The organism is Oscillibacter sp. KLE 1745 (assembly GCF_000469445.2).
Lineage (GTDB): Bacteria > Bacillota > Clostridia > Oscillospirales > Oscillospiraceae > Oscillibacter > Oscillibacter welbionis.
Genome location: NZ_KI271711.1, coordinates 1 through 15,502 on the forward strand (window position 1 = coordinate 1; position 15,502 = coordinate 15,502).

Annotated in this window: 16 protein-coding genes; 9 read left to right on the forward strand and 7 right to left on the reverse strand. The window is 63.3% G+C overall.

Annotation, left to right across the window (positions count from 1 at the left end; genetic code table 11):
* Positions 1-34: 34 nt before the first annotated feature.
* Complete coding sequence (locus HMPREF1546_RS06100; RefSeq protein ID WP_051319963.1) at positions 35-1,201, reverse strand: cation diffusion facilitator family transporter; 1,167 nt, start codon at positions 1,199-1,201, stop codon at positions 35-37.
* A gap of 145 nt (positions 1,202-1,346) precedes the next feature.
* On the reverse strand, positions 1,347-1,958 hold the full coding sequence (locus tag HMPREF1546_RS06105) for a hypothetical protein (protein WP_021748477.1): 612 nt from the start codon (positions 1,956-1,958) through the stop codon (positions 1,347-1,349).
* A 173-nt stretch (positions 1,959-2,131) separates the two neighbouring features.
* Here HMPREF1546_RS06105 and HMPREF1546_RS06110 point away from each other — a divergent pair, with 173 nt between their 5' ends.
* The 9 genes from HMPREF1546_RS06110 (at position 2,132) to HMPREF1546_RS06150 (ending at position 9,132) form a co-directional block, all read left to right on the forward strand.
* Positions 2,132-2,596: a hypothetical protein gene (locus HMPREF1546_RS06110; RefSeq protein ID WP_036629842.1), complete on the forward strand. Its 465-nt coding sequence runs from the start codon at positions 2,132-2,134 to the stop codon at positions 2,594-2,596.
* Positions 2,597-2,613: 17 nt separating this feature from the next.
* Positions 2,614-3,069 (forward strand): hypothetical protein, encoded by a 456-nt coding sequence (locus HMPREF1546_RS06115; protein ID WP_021748479.1) that lies wholly within the window; start codon positions 2,614-2,616, stop codon positions 3,067-3,069.
* A 95-nt stretch (positions 3,070-3,164) separates the two neighbouring features.
* Positions 3,165-4,184 (forward strand): stage V sporulation protein AD, encoded by a 1,020-nt coding sequence (gene spoVAD / locus HMPREF1546_RS06120; RefSeq protein WP_021748480.1) that lies wholly within the window; start codon positions 3,165-3,167, stop codon positions 4,182-4,184.
* Positions 4,185-4,401: 217 nt separating this feature from the next.
* A complete protein-coding gene (locus tag HMPREF1546_RS06125; protein ID WP_021748482.1) occupies positions 4,402-6,126 on the forward strand; it encodes an ammonium transporter in 1,725 nt (574 codons plus the stop codon).
* Between the two features lie 118 nt (positions 6,127-6,244).
* Positions 6,245-6,601, forward strand: coding sequence for a stage V sporulation protein AE (gene spoVAE / locus HMPREF1546_RS06130; RefSeq protein WP_021748483.1), 357 nt, complete (start codon positions 6,245-6,247; stop codon positions 6,599-6,601).
* Between the two features lie 306 nt (positions 6,602-6,907).
* A complete protein-coding gene (locus HMPREF1546_RS06135) occupies positions 6,908-8,146 on the forward strand; it encodes a polysaccharide deacetylase family protein (protein WP_021748484.1) in 1,239 nt (412 codons plus the stop codon).
* 15 nt (positions 8,147-8,161) lie between these two features.
* Entirely contained in the window at positions 8,162-8,506 is a 345-nt protein-coding gene (locus HMPREF1546_RS06140; RefSeq protein WP_021748485.1) for a hypothetical protein, read from the forward strand.
* Between the two features lie 27 nt (positions 8,507-8,533).
* Positions 8,534-8,926 (forward strand): cytidine deaminase, encoded by a 393-nt coding sequence (gene cdd, locus HMPREF1546_RS06145; RefSeq protein ID WP_021748486.1) that lies wholly within the window; start codon positions 8,534-8,536, stop codon positions 8,924-8,926.
* Positions 8,923-9,132 (forward strand): hypothetical protein, encoded by a 210-nt coding sequence (locus HMPREF1546_RS06150; protein WP_021748487.1) that lies wholly within the window; start codon positions 8,923-8,925, stop codon positions 9,130-9,132. The genes cdd and HMPREF1546_RS06150 overlap by 4 nt, the downstream gene beginning before the upstream one ends.
* Positions 9,133-9,175: 43 nt before the next feature.
* On the opposite strand, the gene HMPREF1546_RS06155 is transcribed toward HMPREF1546_RS06150, so the two are convergent.
* The 5 genes from HMPREF1546_RS06155 to HMPREF1546_RS06175 all read right to left on the reverse strand — a co-directional run bounded on the left by HMPREF1546_RS06155 (position 9,176) and on the right by HMPREF1546_RS06175 (position 15,405).
* Positions 9,176-10,579: a GNAT family N-acetyltransferase gene (locus tag HMPREF1546_RS06155; protein WP_021748488.1), complete on the reverse strand. Its 1,404-nt coding sequence runs from the start codon at positions 10,577-10,579 to the stop codon at positions 9,176-9,178.
* Positions 10,580-10,754: 175 nt separating this feature from the next.
* Entirely contained in the window at positions 10,755-11,780 is a 1,026-nt protein-coding gene (locus HMPREF1546_RS06160; protein WP_021748489.1) for a rod shape-determining protein, read from the reverse strand.
* A 130-nt stretch (positions 11,781-11,910) separates the two neighbouring features.
* Complete coding sequence (locus HMPREF1546_RS06165) at positions 11,911-12,585, reverse strand: ComF family protein (protein WP_021748491.1); 675 nt, start codon at positions 12,583-12,585, stop codon at positions 11,911-11,913.
* Positions 12,582-12,830, reverse strand: coding sequence for a helix-turn-helix domain-containing protein (locus HMPREF1546_RS06170; protein WP_025545758.1), 249 nt, complete (start codon positions 12,828-12,830; stop codon positions 12,582-12,584). The genes HMPREF1546_RS06165 and HMPREF1546_RS06170 overlap by 4 nt, the downstream gene beginning before the upstream one ends.
* 358 nt (positions 12,831-13,188) lie before the next feature.
* The gene (locus tag HMPREF1546_RS06175; protein ID WP_021748494.1) at positions 13,189-15,405 is read right to left on the reverse strand and encodes an ATP-dependent RecD-like DNA helicase; all 2,217 of its coding nucleotides are present in this window, start codon (positions 15,403-15,405) and stop codon (positions 13,189-13,191) included.
* Positions 15,406-15,502: the final 97 nt, after the last annotated feature.

Below are 15,502 nucleotides of genomic sequence, written 5' to 3' on the forward strand. Positions count from 1 at the left end.
GGCGGGCGCATAGCGCCCGCCGCTCTGCTTTCTCTTACGTATAGGACCGCTCCACGTTCACCACAGCGTAGTAATTGCCGTCCAGCGCCCGCACGGCGCTGCGGATTTTCTGCTCCACCTCCTGGTCCGTGAGGCGGAAGCCGAAGGGCACCACCGCGTCGAAGATCAGGTTCGTATGGGTGGGTCCCGCTACCATGCGGAAATCGTGGATGTCGATGGCGTCGTCGATGCAGTGGATCAGGGTCTGGACCCGCCGCCGGGTCTCCTCGGTGACGCCGTCGTCCGTCACCACCGGGTCCATGTGGATCACTGCGTCGCAACCCAGCTTCTCCCGCAGCTCCTTCTCCACGTTGTCGATCTCATCGTGGAGGGCCAGCACGTCCTCGTTGGCGGGCACCTCCGCGTGGAGGGAGATCATCACCCGGCCGGGGCCGTAGTCGTGGACGATCAGATCGTGGATGCCTAGAATGGTGCTGTGGGCCATCACCAGATCCCGGATGCGCTGGACGAACTCATGGGTGGGCGGCGTGCCCAGCAGGGGGTCCAGCGTGTCCCGCACCGCATTGATGCCGGACCAGAGAATAAAGGCCGCCACCAGCACGCCGCACCAGCCGTCGATCTCCAGGCCCGTGAAACGGCCCACCAGCGTGGCGATCAGCACCGCGGCGGTGGCCACACTGTCGCTGAGGGAGTCCATGGCGGTGGCCTCCATGGCGGGAGAGGCCAGCTTCTTCCCCAGCCGCCGGTTGTAGAGGAACATATACAGCTTCACCAGAATGGACGCGCAGAGGATCGCAAAGATCAGCGGGCTGGAGTCCACCGGTTCCGGATGCAGGATCTTCTCAATGGACGTCATCCCCAGCTCCAGGCCCATCAGCAGGATCAGGACCGATACCGCCAGGCCAGAGACGTACTCCATCCGCCCGTGGCCGAAGGGGTGTTCGGAGTCCGGCTTCTGCCCCGCCAGCTGAAACCCCACCAGTGTCACGAAGGAGGACCCGGCGTCCGACAGGTTGTTGAAGGCGTCCGCCGTGATGGCGATGGACCCGGAGAGGGTGCCCGCCAGAAACTTTCCGGCGAACAGCAGCACGTTCAGGCAGATGCCCACAATCCCGCAGAGGACGCCGTAGGCCCTGCGGGTCTCCGGCTCTTCCCGGGCCGGGTCCGGTTTGATAAACAGCCGCGCCAGCAGTGAGATCAAAGCAGGTTCCTTCCTTTCCATGGGGCCGCGGCCCCGGTGTCTATGTCCGGCCGGGCATCTCCGGCCAGGAAAAAGCCGCCCTGCGGCGGCGTGGTTTTGGGCCAGGGTGCGCTTTCCCGTCCCATGGCCGGACCGGTGGAGCGGATCAGTTCCGCTTTCCGGGGATCACCAGCTTCATGTGGCAGCAGAGATCGTCCAAGTCCCGGTCCGTGGCGGCCGGGATCCGAAGCTTGGCCCCGCAGTCCCGGCAGATGAGATCCACGGCGCTGCGGCGGATCTCCATACCGTACCGTCCGCTGCCGCAGGCGCAGGTGATTCCATCCGGCCGGGCGGCGATATCCTTCAGCTCAGACAGGATCTCGTACATGATGACGTTGTCCACAAATGCCTCTTCGCCGTCCTCCTGCTGCTGGTGCTCCTTCTCCGCCAGCACCGCCAGATCCCGCAGGTTTTTCTCCACCGTCCCCTCCGGGCCGATAAAGCAGCAGAATTGCCGCGTCTTGGCGCAGCCCAGGGCGGTGGCGCCCCGGAGCACCCGCTCCGGCGGGCAGTGGGCCTCATGGGTCTCCCCGCAGATGCCACAGGGGACGTAGATGTGGTACTCTGTCCCGTCGAACTCCACCTTCAGGGCAGACTTGCCGCAGGCGCACTCCACCTCGGCGTTGGATGCCTCCAGCGCAAAGACAGATCGGGTCCCCATGACGGTTTTGCCGCACTGGGGGCAGAGGTATCCAAATGTCCGCATCTCTTCTTTCATGGTATGCGCCTCCTGACCGGGATGTTTCCATTAGATGAAGATTATACCACCACGCGGAACAGTTGTACAGAGTTTTTTGAACATTAGCAGAGGCTAACTGCCCGTTTTCTCTGAAAACAGGTCTGTTCAAGTCGTTTTTTCTGTGCTATGATGGGGCAAAAGGAGGGAGCTGTATGTATCATCTGCTGTCCGTGTCCTCTGCAATGCTCATCTCCTTTTTGATCGGCCTGCTGTTTGCCGCTATGTGTGCCATTGTGGGCCGCCAAAAAGGGTATTCCACTGCATTGTGTATCCTGCTGGGCTTTTTTGGCAGGCTCATTTGCTTGCTTATTCTGATTCTTCTACCAGATCGGATGCAGGAGCAGTACGAGTCCGACCATCTGAAGCAGGAGCTGTCCTCTCTACGCCAACGGATGGCCGAACTGGAGCAGGCTTTGGAACCAACGCCCACCCCGGAGCCTGCCGCCCCGGCAGCGGATGCTCAAGCAGCGCCCCCCAAGCGTCCGCCGGACGCCCCCGCCGTGTTCCCCGCCCGGACGGAGGAGGTCATCGCCTGCCCCCGGTGTGGCCGCCACCAGAAGGGCAATCGGGATTCCTGCTACGCCTGTGGCCTGCCGTTTCAATATGAACATGAATAAGTACAGGAGGTGCCGCTATGTTTGCTGCGCTGAACCTTGATGCGAACGACGCCTCGATCCTCTCCCTCCTGATCGTCATGACCTGGGCAGTCATCAGCTTCTTCTGTGGCCGTTATGGCCGGGAAAAGGGCTACTCCTTCTGGTTCAGCTTCCTGTTGTGCCTGTTGGGGCAGCTGATCGGTCTGCTGGCAGTGCTCCTGCTGCCGGACATCGCCCGTATCCGTGCGGACGCCGTAGGACGTGACCGCGCCCAGGATCAGGAGATCGCCACATTAAAGGCGCGCCTGGCTGTTTTGGAGAGCGGATCTGGCACACCTGCTGGCACCCGAGTTGAAAGCCCGCCTGCCGCCCCCGCCGTCTTTCCCGCCCGGACAGAGGAGGTCGTCACCTGCCCCCGGTGCGGCCGCCGCCAGAAGGGCAATCGGGCTTCCTGCTACGCCTGTGGCCTGCCGTTTCGATATGAACAGGAATGACCTTTCAGAGGTCCGGCTTCCGCCGGGCCTCATATTTTTGCCTCTTTGGGACAATCTAGCTACGAAAACTTTCTTCAATTGCGAGGTGGCGCATCATGAATGACAAGCGTCTGGGCCGCCAGACCGTGGCCCTGGCCCATCCCCCCTCCGTCCTCTCCTTTTCCAATATTGGGGGGAAATTCGAGGGCCAGGGCCCCCTGGCGGACTTTTTTGACGAGATCAGCAACGACTCCTTCTTCGGGGAAAAGACCTGGGAGAAGGCAGAGTCCGCCATGCAGAAGACAGTCCTTCAGCGAGCGCTGGAGAAGGCGGAGCTGACGCCGGAGGACCTGGACTATATCCTGGCCGGAGATCTGTTGAACCAGTGTATCGGCTCCTCCTTCGGACTGCGGGACTTCCGGGTGCCCTTCTACGGGCTCTACGGTGCCTGCTCCACCATGGGAGAGAGCCTGAGCCTGGCGTCCCTGCTGATCGACGGCGGCTACGCCGACCGGGCCGCCGCCCTGACCTCCTCCCACTTCTGCACCGCCGAGCGGCAGTACCGGATGCCGGTGCCCTACGGCAGCCAGCGGACGCCCACCGCCCAGTGGACGACCACTGCGGCTGGCTGCACCATCCTGGGCAGCGACGGCCCCGGCCCCTACGTCACCCACGTCACCTGCGGCCGGATCGTGGACAAGGGCATTACGGACGCCAACAACATGGGCGCCGCCATGGCCCCTGCAGCCTACGACACCCTTTCCGCCTTCTTCCGGGACACCGGGTACAAGCCCGCGGACTTCGACCTGATCCTCACCGGTGACCTGGGAGAGCTGGGCCACGCCATCGTCCGGGACTTCTTCCAGCGGGACGGTGTGGACATGGGCCCCCAGTTCCAGGACTGCGGCCTGCTGCTGTATGACCGGAAGCACCAGGATATGCACGCCGGAGCCTCCGGCTGCGGCTGCTCTGCCTCCGTGCTCAACGGCTATCTCCTGCGCAAGATGCGGGAGGGCAAGTGGAAGACCATTCTCTTCGCCCCCACCGGGGCGCTGCTCTCCCCCACCTCTTCTGGCCAGGGGGAGTCCATCCCCTCCATCTGCCACGCCGTGCGCCTGAGCGCCGTCCGGGAGTAATTGGTCAACCTATATAAATTTCGGATAAATTTTTGGCGGATTCGGCAGATTTCTTGTGAAGAACGTGTCTTGACGCTGTCCGTCTACCGTGGTAAAGTGTTCTCCATCAAAGGCAAGGGCGCCTGTGAGACCATCTCACAGACGCCCTTGCCTGTATTTGTTCCAAGGCGCGGCGTGACGCGCGGCCGCCGCCCGTGGTGATTTAGGAGGGAACACGATGTATTCATCAGTCAACACCATCTGGGTCCTGATAGGCGCGGCGCTGGTCTTTTTGATGCAGGCGGGCTTCGCCATGTGCGAGGCCGGCTTCACCCGGGCCAAGAACACAGGCAACATCCTCATGAAAAATCTCATGGACTTCTGCATCGGCACGCCGGTCTACTGGCTGCTGGGCTTCGGCCTGATGTTCGCCAGCGGCGGGGCCCTGATCGGCGGCCTGGATCCTATGGTCCAGGGGGACTACTCCGCCATCCTGCCGGAGGGCGTGCCCCTGTTCGCCTATCTGATCTTCCAAACCGTTTTCTGCGCTACATCCGCCACCATCGTCTCCGGCGCCATGGCGGAGCGAACAAAATTCCTCTCCTACTGTATCTATTCCTTCTGCATTTCTGCCTTCATCTATCCCATCTCCGGCCACTGGATCTGGGGCGGCGGCTGGCTCAGTGATCTGGGCTTCCACGACTTTGCCGGCTCCACGGCGGTCCACATGGTGGGTGGCATCTGTGCCTGTATCGGCGCCGCCATCCTCGGCCCCCGACTGGGCAAATACGACAAGGACGGCAAACCCCGGGCCATCCTGGGCCACAGCCTCTCTCTCGGTGCCCTCGGTGTGTTCATCCTGTGGTTCTGCTGGTTTGGGTTCAATGGGGCCTCTACCGTCTCCATGACCGGAGACAACACTCTGGTCTCCGCGGGGCTGATCTTCGTCAACACCAATATGTCTGCTGCCGTCGCCTGCTGCGTCACCATGCTGTACACCTGGCTCCGCTATAAAAAGCCAGATGTGGGCATGACGATGAATGCCGCCCTGGCGGGACTGGTGGCCGTCACCGCCGGATGTGATGCGGTTTCCATCGGCGGCGCCGCCATCATCGGCATCGCAGCCGGCCTGCTGCTGCCTATCTCCGTAAACTTCTTTGACTCTGTGCTGAAGATTGACGACCCGGTGGGCGCCATCTCTGTCCATGGCGTCTGTGGGGCCGCAGGTACCTTGCTCACCGGACTGCTGGCAGTGGACGGCGGTGTGTTCTACGGCGGCGGCTTCCATTTCTTCGGCGTTCAGTGCCTGGGTGTAGCGGCCACGGCGGTCTGGACCATTGTCACCATTACCATTGTGTTCCAGGTGCTCAAGCATACCATCGGTCTGCGGGTTTCACCCGAGGAGGAGGTCAAGGGACTGGACATCACCGAGCACGGCCTGCCCACCGCCTATGGCGGCTTTGCCTTTGCCTATGACGATACCCCAGACGGCGCTGCTGTACTGAATCCTGCCGCCCCGGCCGCCGCGCCGGTCCCGGTGCAGGAGGCGGTGCCGGTGGAGGTGGTCACTGCCCCGGCAGATGCGGTATCCGCTTCCCCCGGCGTCAAGATGACCAAGGTGGACATTCTCTGCAAGATGGAGCGGTTCGATGCCCTGAAGCGGGCCATGTTCGACATCGGCATCACCGGCATGACTGCCATCAACGTCATGGGCTGCGGCGAACAGCGGGGCAAGACCGAGGGCTACTTCCGGGGGGCCAGGGTGGAGGCCACTATGCTGCCCAGCATTCAAGTGTCCATTGTGGTGTGCAGGCTGCCTGTGCGCCTGGTGGTAGAGACCGCCAAAAAAGTTCTGTACACCGGCCATATCGGCGACGGCAAGATCTTTATCTACGACGTGGAGAACGTCATCAAAGTCCGAACCGGAGAAGAGGGATACGGCGCACTCCAGGATGCGGAATAAACATCTCTTTTCGCCCCATGGTTTCATCACGGCCCGGAGATCTGTGTCTCCGGGCCGCACTGCATAATCCCGCCGGAACCGGGCACACTGCTCTTATGAAAAGAGGGGGAGACATCTCATGGAATATCTCAACGCGTTTCTCTGCGGCGGTATCCTGTGCGCCGTGGGACAGATCATCATCGACAAGACTCAGCTGACCCCCGCCCGCATTCTCACCGGATACGTGGTAGTGGGCGTGCTGCTCAGTGCCCTGGGGCTGTATGAGCCCCTGGCCCAGTGGGGCGGCGCCGGGGCCACGGTCCCCCTGACAGGCTTCGGCCACACGCTGGCCAAGGGCGTCCGGGAGGCGGTGGCCTCCGATGGCTGGATCGGCATCTTCACCGGCGGGCTCACCGCTGCGGCGGGGGGCGTCACGGCCGCCGTGGTGGCGGGCGTGCTCATGGCGGCCATCTTCCGGCCGGGGGACAAGCGGTAAGGGAACCGCGGCCGCCGCGGCGTTCGTGCCCGCAGGCGCATCAAATTCTGGGTTCAGCCGCCTCCTGCGCACGGCCGAAACCACTTCCCGCCCCATCTGTGCAAGACCTGTCCGTCTCCTATGGCGGGCAGGTTTTGCGCGCTGGGTCTGCAGCTCTAAAAGAGTGGCTGCAGCCACTTTTTTGCGGTCTCAGGGCAACCGTTGCCGCCCTGTTCTTATTTTGTCATTTTTTTGTTGTTCTTTCCTGTCCGGTTTCCTGCTATACTATGGTCACCGACAAAAATCGACAGAAAGGAACATCCGATCATGCGCCGTTTTACCGCACTGCTGCTTGCCGCGCTGATGCTGCTCTCCCTGGCTGCCTGCGGGCAGGGAGCCTCCGCTGGCGGCTCCGCTCAAAATGCCGCCGGAGACCCGACTCCGGAAGAGGAGGCCCCGGAGTTGCCGGAGCCGGAACCCTATGAGATTTCAGACCCCATGGTCATGCCGGAGGGCGGCGTTCGGGACGGTGTCACCTACGCGGCCTATGACGGCATCGTGGAGCACCTGTTCTTCCACCCAGTGGTGGCCTATCCGGAGCTGGCCTTTGACGGAGACGCCCAGGCCAACGGCATTGACGATTACATGGTGACGGTGGATGAGTACAACAAAATCCTCCAGAGTGTCTATGACAAGGGCTACGTGCTGGTGGACATCGGCGATGTGTGGAGCGAGACCACCGGCGAGGACGGTCAGCCTAAGATGGTTCGGAACACCCTCTACCTGCCGGAGGGCAAAAAGCCCCTGATCCTCTCCTACGACGACACCAACTACTATGAATATATGCTTGCCAATGGCTTCACCTACAAGCTGGTGATCGGGGAGGATGGCAAGATCGCCTCCTGGGGCAAGGACCCCCAGGGCAATGAGGTGACCTCCCGGGACCTGGACGCCATCCCCATCCTGGACAAGTTTGTGGAAGAGCACCCGGACTTTTCCCCCTTCGGCGCCAAGGGCTGCCTGAGCCTGACGGGATATCAGGGCATCCTGGGCTACCGCACCCAGACGGATCAGGATGTGGAGTGGACCGCGGAGCGGGAGGCCAACCGCCAGAAGGAGATCGAGGCGGTGAAGCCTATTATCGCAGAGCTCAAGCGCACCGGCTGGACCTTCGGCAGTCACACCTGGGGGCACATCCGCCTGGGCACCAAGAGCCTGGAATCCATCCAGGCGGACACCCAGCGATGGTTTGACGAGGTGGGCAGCCTGGTGGGTCCCACTACCATCCTGTTTTACCCTCACGGGGAGCGGCCCGACGGCAACGACTGGCAGAACACCGGCCCGGTATTCCAATACCTCCAGAGCCAGGGCTTCCGAGTCTTTGCCTCCGTGGGCATTGAGAGCTTCAGCTATATCAAGAAGGATCTCTGCGCCGTCATCTGCGACCGGCTCCACCCGGACGGCACCACCCTGCGCCATTCCAGAGACCGGTACTTGCAATTTTACGACGCAAAGGATATCATGGATGTAACGGTTCGTCCCCAGCGGGAGATCGACTGGGCGTAAGGGGGGAGAGCCACCGTGAAAAGGCGTGTCTATTTGTTTCTGCTGTCCATCCTTCTGGTGGCCGGGCTGACGGCCTGCGGCTCCGGGAAAGCAGAACAGGAGGTTCCCTCCCTGACTGAGATCGAGGGCATGACGAATGATGAAGCCGCTGAGGCCCTGTCCGGTTTTTGCCGCCAGGACATTCTGGACGCCTGGGGAAAGCCGGGCGGCGGCCTGTCCGGCCTGTTCGGGGACATTTATGATGCCCCCACCCTGGGCGGCTGGGTGATCGTCCAGTATGATATCCCGGCCACCACCAGCACGGACACCGACCTGAATGCTCTGCCGGTGAGCTGGGTGTCGCTTCCGGCCGTCAGTTGAGCGCATCTTGCAAAGGAGTGTATTTCCATGACCCGTGAAGAACTGAAGGCCGCGGCCGTCGCCATGCTGGACCGGGCCTACATCCCCTATTCCCACTTCCCCGTGGGCGCCGCCCTGGAGTGCAGCGACGGTACGGTGTTCACCGGCTGCAACATCGAGAACGCCTCCTTCGGTCCCACCATCTGCGCCGAGCGGACCGCGGTGGCCAAAGCCGTCAGCGAGGGGCACCGGGACTTTGTCCGCATCGTGATCGCCGGGCGGAGCCGTGAGCTCTGCGTCCCCTGCGGCGTGTGCCGCCAGGTGCTGCGGGAGTTTGCCCCCAACATCGAGATCATCTGTCTCAACGGCGCCGGAGAGGAGCGGACCTTCACCCTGGAAGAACTGCTGCCCCACAGCTTTGGCCCGGAGTACCTGCAGTGACGGCTCCCGCCGAAGGGGCGCTGCGCATCCTGAAACTGGAGCCGGTGGACTTTTGCTGCGGGGAGGTCCTGGCCGAGTCCCAGATGTGGGTGCTGGCAGAGGACCGGACCGGAAAGCGCCTCTCTCGCCGGATCCCAGCCACCAAGGCCGCGGAGCTGGGCCTTCTCCCAGGCGGTTTCTGCCGCCGGTCGGATCTGCACATCTGAATCAAAACATGCCGCCGGTGCTGAGGCACCGGCGGCATGGGCTTTATACCAGCTTTTCAAAGTAGAAGAAGGTGTCGTCCTCCCCCTTCTTCCGCATACAGGCCGACAACATCTTGTAGGACGCCTGGTTCTCCTTGTAACACTTGGCCACCACCCGGCTCAGATGGATTTTGTACAGGCCCCACTCCGCCACAGCAGCGAAGGCCTCGGTGCCGTATCCGTTTCCGGCGTATGCCTTGTCAATCCGGCAGCCCAGCTCCGCGCCGCCCCGGCAGTCGAACCGGTACAGCACCGCCTCGCCGATGAGCTTCCCATCCAGCCGGACGGCAAAGTTCACCGCCTGCCGGTTTTCAAAATCCCGTTTCGCCACGTCGAAGAAGCTCCGCTCCTCCACCCGGCCGCCTAGGCCGCCCACATCGTCATAGCCCCACCAGCGGTTCCGGTCGGCGTCCAGCACCAGGGCGTTGTAGGCGGGGATATCCGCCTCTGTCAGGGCGGAGAGGGTCAGCCGCTCCGTCTTCAGCTCCGGAATGGCCTGCACGTGGTTCAGCAGCTCATTCTGGGGATCGAACCGGTACTTGGGCGCCAGCCTGGCCGGGCCGTACTGGAGCTTGGAAGTCCTGAGGCCCTTGTCCGCCGCGTCATCCTCCCGGTTGATCCACTGGCAGCCATCGCCAAAGGCGTCGGCGAATGCCTGGACCAGCGCAGGATATACACCGGTATAGGAGTAGAGGGCCTTTTCAATGTGGATGATCAGGGTGTCCCCACACTTTTCCGCCAGGGACAGGGCGATCAGCTTCTCCCCGTCAAACATGCCGCCGGTGAAAAAGTAGGGCTTGCCGGTCATCTTCAGCATCTTCTTGGCCAGCTCCAGCTCATTTTTGGCCTTGGCGTTGCTGTCCTTGGGGAACTCCGCCTCATAGTCCTGCCAGAACTGCTCGATCACCGGTGCGTCCGCCGCCGTCAGGGGGCGGAACTGCGCATCCGGCCACTTGGACCGGAACTTGTTGATGTGGTTCCGCTGGCCGGAGTACCGCCGCCCGGCGAAGAACTGCAAATCCTCCCGGTAATAGACGTAGTCCCGCCAGGTCCGCACATCGCTGACCCGCACATAGGGATACCGGCCCAGCAGCTTGGCGGCCCTGCACTCCGGCACCACAGAGATCACCGGGGGGATACCCCGCTCCAGACAGTCGTTCTCAATGGCCTCCAGGGCCGCATCCTCGTCCCCCTCCGGGCCGGGGACCGGGTAGTCGAAGACTACCTGGCCGTCGATCTCATTGCGGACCACCAGGCATCCGGCAATCTCCGCCCAGGCCGGGTGGAGCGCGGCCTTCCACATGAGCTTGGTGCCCACGGAATACTCACACAGGCCGAACTCACAGGTCTGGTAATACCGCCGGAGGCGGGGAGCCTCCTGCTTTGTCACTGGTTTGAACTCTAGCATACTTTCATTCCTTGTCCTTGATCGTAAAGCACGGGATATGCCTGTGCCGTTTCCTACTCTTCCCGCAAAGTATATGCCCCGCTCCACAGGGGTGCAGTCGTTTTCGCAACAGCTCTCCGGGCTGTCAGCGGAGAAAACGGCCGCGGGTGCCAGCCCGCGGCCGCTGCGTCACACATCAGTTCATCTGCTTGCGGCGGCTGAGATTCATCGTGCCGTCCTGCATGGCGTTCAGGGAGTCCAGACTCTTGCCGGTGCCCAGCGCCACACAGCTGATAGCGTCGTCGGCAATCACTGTGTGAATGCCGGTCCGGGCCGTCACCAGCTTATCAAAGCCGGAGACCAGGCTGCCGCCGCCCGTCATGACGATGCCGTTGGTGGAGATGTCCGCCACCAGCTCCGGCGGCGTCCTCTCCAGTACGGAGTGGATGGCCTCCATGATCCGCTCCACCGGCTCCTCAAAGGCATCCATCATCTCCGTGGAGCTGACGGTGACCACCTTGGGCAGGCCGGTCAGCAGGCAGCGGCCCTTCACGTCCATGGTCTCCTCCTCGTCCTTGGGGAAGACACAGCCGATCTGCTTCTTCATCTCCTCGGCGGTGCGCTCGCCCACCAGCAGGTTGTGCTTGCGGCGCATGTACTTGACCACGGCCTCGTTCAGCTGGTCGCCGGCGATCTTGATGGAGGCGCTCTCCACCACGCCGGACAGGGAGATGACAGCGATGTCCGCGGTGCCGCCGCCGATGTCCACCACCATGTGACCGTCGGGCTGGGTGATGTCGATGCCAGCGCCGATGGCTGCGGCCACCGGTTCTTCAATGAGGTAGACCTTCCGGGCGCCAGCTTGGATGCCCGCGTCGATGACGGCGCGCTCCTCGACCTCCGTAATGCCGGAGGGCACGCAGATGATGACCCGGGGCTTGAAGAAGGACACGCCCGCCACCTTGTGGATAAACTCCCGCAGCATCCGCTCCGTCATGTCGTAGTCGGAGATGACGCCCTCCCGCAGGGGGCGGATGGCGATGATGTTGCCGGGGGTCCGGCCCAGCATGGCCTGAGCCTCCGCGCCCACCTTCAGCAGCTTGCCGGTTGTCTTGTCCATGGCCACCACGGACGGCTCGTTCAGGACGATTCCCTTCCCCTTTACATATACCAAAACCGACGCGGTACCCAGATCGATACCGATATCCTTCGTCATGGACATACTGACTCCACCTCATTTGATCTTTCTGTCTTATAGTATAAGCGGTTTTCCCGCGAACAATCATACAGTCTTTATTATACTGGCAGTTTCCTGGGAATGCAACACTAATTTGTGAACAATTTCCACCGATTCAGGCCTTTTTCCCGCTGTCCCTCTCCAGCGGCGTCAGGGCCGCTGCGGCGCAGACCACGTCTGCCGCTCCGGCCTCCCGCAGCACCCGGGCGCACTCTGCCAAGGTGGCGCCGGTGGTGCAGATGTCGTCCACCAGCAGGATACGATGCCCCGAGATCCGCTCCGGGTCCACCGCCTCATAGACCCCCAGCACATTGGCCCGGCGGGCGGCAGCTTCCTTCAGTCCCGACTGGGCGGGGTTGTGGACGGTCTTGCGCAGCAGCGGCAGCGGCTTCGTCTCCCACAGGCGGCAGGCGCTCTCCGCCAGCAGGCGGGCCTGGTCATACCCCCGCTGACGCAGGCGCCTGGGGCTGACAGGTACCCAGGTCACCGTGTCGAACGCTCCGGAGAAGTGCTCCGCCGCGCACCCGGCGATCAGCTCTCCCAGGGGCGCCGCAGCAGAGGACATCCCCCGGAACTTGAAGCGGTGGAGCCCCTCTCGGGCCAGGCCCTGGTACCACAGAGGCGCCGCGCAGAGAAAGCCGCCGGGCCCCCGGCGCAGGGCGTCGGCTCCCTCCGTCCAGGGAAGCTCCCCGCGACAGGTGCCACAGATGCCCGGTCTGTCCAAAACACGGCCGCAGAAGGGGCACTTGGCTGGGAAGATGAGGTCCAGGAGGGCGGACAGCAGGCTCATCGTTTCTCTGCCTCCGCCAGCAGTTCGTCATACGTGGTATGCAAAGCGTCACGGATACCCCGGAGCTGGGAAGCCTTGATATGCTGAGCCCCTCGTTCAATCTTCACCAGCGATTCCCGGGTGATTTCCACGCCCTCCAGCTGGAGCAGGCGGACCAGTGCCATGGGCTTGATGCCTCGATTCTTTCGGATCCGCCGAATATTGGCTCCAATCCGGATGTCCTGCTTGATCTTCTGCTCCTCCATAGACGCCTCCGCAACAGGACCTGTTTCGGTCCGATTTTGCTTTATTCTATGGAGGAAAGGTAAAAAAATGGGACCCATATGGGTCCGTGTTGCACGCCTGTTCTATGAAACCGTTGGCGTCAGTTTCCATCTGCAAAACTCAGCCATGACGGCTGGGCGGATACGCAGGGGACGCCGGATGGCGGCCTCGGGGTGTCTGCTCCCGCAGGGGCTGGTCCAGCAGGGATACAGCCCCCGTTTCTCTTTTGTCTTTCCAAAAGGGAAACGGGGGTGCATCTGCCCAGCCAGCAGCATAACTGCCCGTCCCGCGTCCAATGGGACGCACCCCATCCTCCACCGGCAGCAAACCTGGCGGCCTTTATCTCTCCGCCGGATCCGCAAAATGTGCCAGCCTCCACCGGAGGCCGGAATACCGCCGCTGCTGACGGTCGTTGGCCGCCATGGCCCGGATGGCCGCGTCGTCCCCCACCACGATCAGAAGCTCTCTTGCACGGGTCAGGGCCGTGTACAGCACCCCCCGCACCATCAGGGACGGCGCTGCCGGCATAGCCGCCAGCACCACGCACTGGTACTCGCTACCCTGGGCCTTGTGGACCGTCATGGCATAGGCCAGATCGATCTCATTGAGCATATCCAGCGTGTACGTGGCGATCCGGTCATCAAAGTTCACCACCAGCAGCTCTCCGGACGGGTCGATCTCCACGATCCTTCCCACGTCTCCGTTGAACATGCCGGTGCCCACGGTGCCGTCCGCCTTTTCCCATACCACGTTGTAGTTGTTTTTCGTCTGCATGATCCGGTCTCCGGTGCGGAACAGCCGCTCTCCCCACTGGATCTCCCGTTTGTCCGCCGCCGGCGGGTTCAGCGCCGCCTGAAGGCAGCGGTTCAGATTCTCCGTGCCGCTGGGCCCCTTCCGGGTGGGCGTCAGCACCTGGATCTGGTCCGCCGGGATGCCCATGTGGTCCGGCAGCCGGGTTTTGCACAGCTCCACCACCGTGGAGAGGGTCCGCTCCCCATCCCGGCGGCAGAGGAAGAAGAAGTCTCCCTGGTTGTTGGCCAGCTGGGGCGGCTGGCCCAGGTTCACCGCGTGGGCGTTGCGGATGATGGCCGACTGCTCCGCCTGGCGGAACACCTCCCGGAGGAACACCGTCTCCACCCTGCCGCTGCGGATCAGGTCGGAGAACACGTTTCCCGCCCCCACGGAGGGCAGCTGGTCCGCATCCCCCACCAGCACCAGCCGGGTGCCGGGCCGCAGGGCCCGCAGCAGAGCGGAGAACAGCGCCAGGTCCACCATGGACATCTCATCCACGATCACCGCGTCCGCCTCCAGCGGCTCCTTTTCCGTCTTTTGGAACGTCACCTGATGGGTGACGTCGTTCCAGCTCATCCCCAGCATCCGGTGGACCGTCTGGGACTCCATGCCGGTCAGCTCGCTCATGCGCTTGGCCGCCCGCCCGGTGGGGGCCGCCAGGACGATCTCCAGGCCCATCCGCCGGAACAGGGCCACGATGCCCCGGACTGTGGTGGTCTTGCCGGTGCCGGGGCCTCCCGTGAGGACCAGCACCCCCGTCCGGGCGGCCAGCTCCACCGCCTGCCGCTGCAGGGGCGCATAGGTGATGCCCTGCTGGGCCTCCAGCTCGTCCACCGCCCGGCCCGCCTGGGCACTGCGGTCTGTATCCGCAGCCAGCAGCCCCGCCAGGCGGATGCAGGCGGAACACTCCGCCTCCCACAGCCGCCGGAGGTAGCAGGCCTCCACATGGGCCACCTGTTCCTGGACCACCGCGCCCCGTTCAATGAGGCTGTCCAGAGCCTGCTCCACCAGCTCCGCCCCGCTGTCCAGCAGCTGGGTCGTGGCGGAGATCAGCTTGTTCCGGGGCAGGAACACGTGGCCGTTGTTTTCATTGTGGCTCAGCTCAAAGGTCACCGCCGCCTGGAGCCGCTGGTCGCTGTCCGCAGCCAGCCCCATGCCCATGGCGATCCCGTCGGTGACGGAGAACTCCACCCCGCACGCCTCGCCGGAGAGGAGGTAGGGATTCTCCCGCACCTTCTCCAGCGCCGCGTCGCCGTACTGCCGCCGCAGCTCCATAGCCAGGACAGGAGGCAGCTGGTACTGGGCCAGAAAGGCCATCAGCCGCCGCAGGCCCATGTGCCGGCGGAAGCTCTCCGCGATCTCCTGGGCCTTGCGGGCGGTGACGCCTTTGAGCGTGGTCAGGCGCTCCGGCTCCCGCTCCAGAACGTCCAGGGTCTCCGCCCCGAACCGCTCCACAATCCGCCGCGCGGTGGCGGGGCCCACCCCCTTGCAGATGCCGGAGGAGAGATAGCTGAAGATCTCCTCCTCGTCCTCCGGCAGGCTCCGCTCCAGCTCCACCGCCCGGAGCTGTTCCCCGTGCTGGGGGTGGGTCTCCGGCACGCCGGAGACCGCCAGGTGCTCTCCCGGCGCCACGCAGGGGATACAGCCCACCACCGTAATCACCTCACCCTCCTCCGTCAGGAGGCGCAGGACCGTATAGCCGTTCTCGGCATTTTGAAAAATGATGCTATGTACCGTTCCCTCACAGGTGACCAGCTCTTCCATGCTCTTCCTCTTTCGTATGCTCGTTTTCGTCCAGGCGGATCACGGCGCCGTCCGTCAGCGCCACCCCCGGATCCCGGTCCGCCAGATAGGCCGCCAG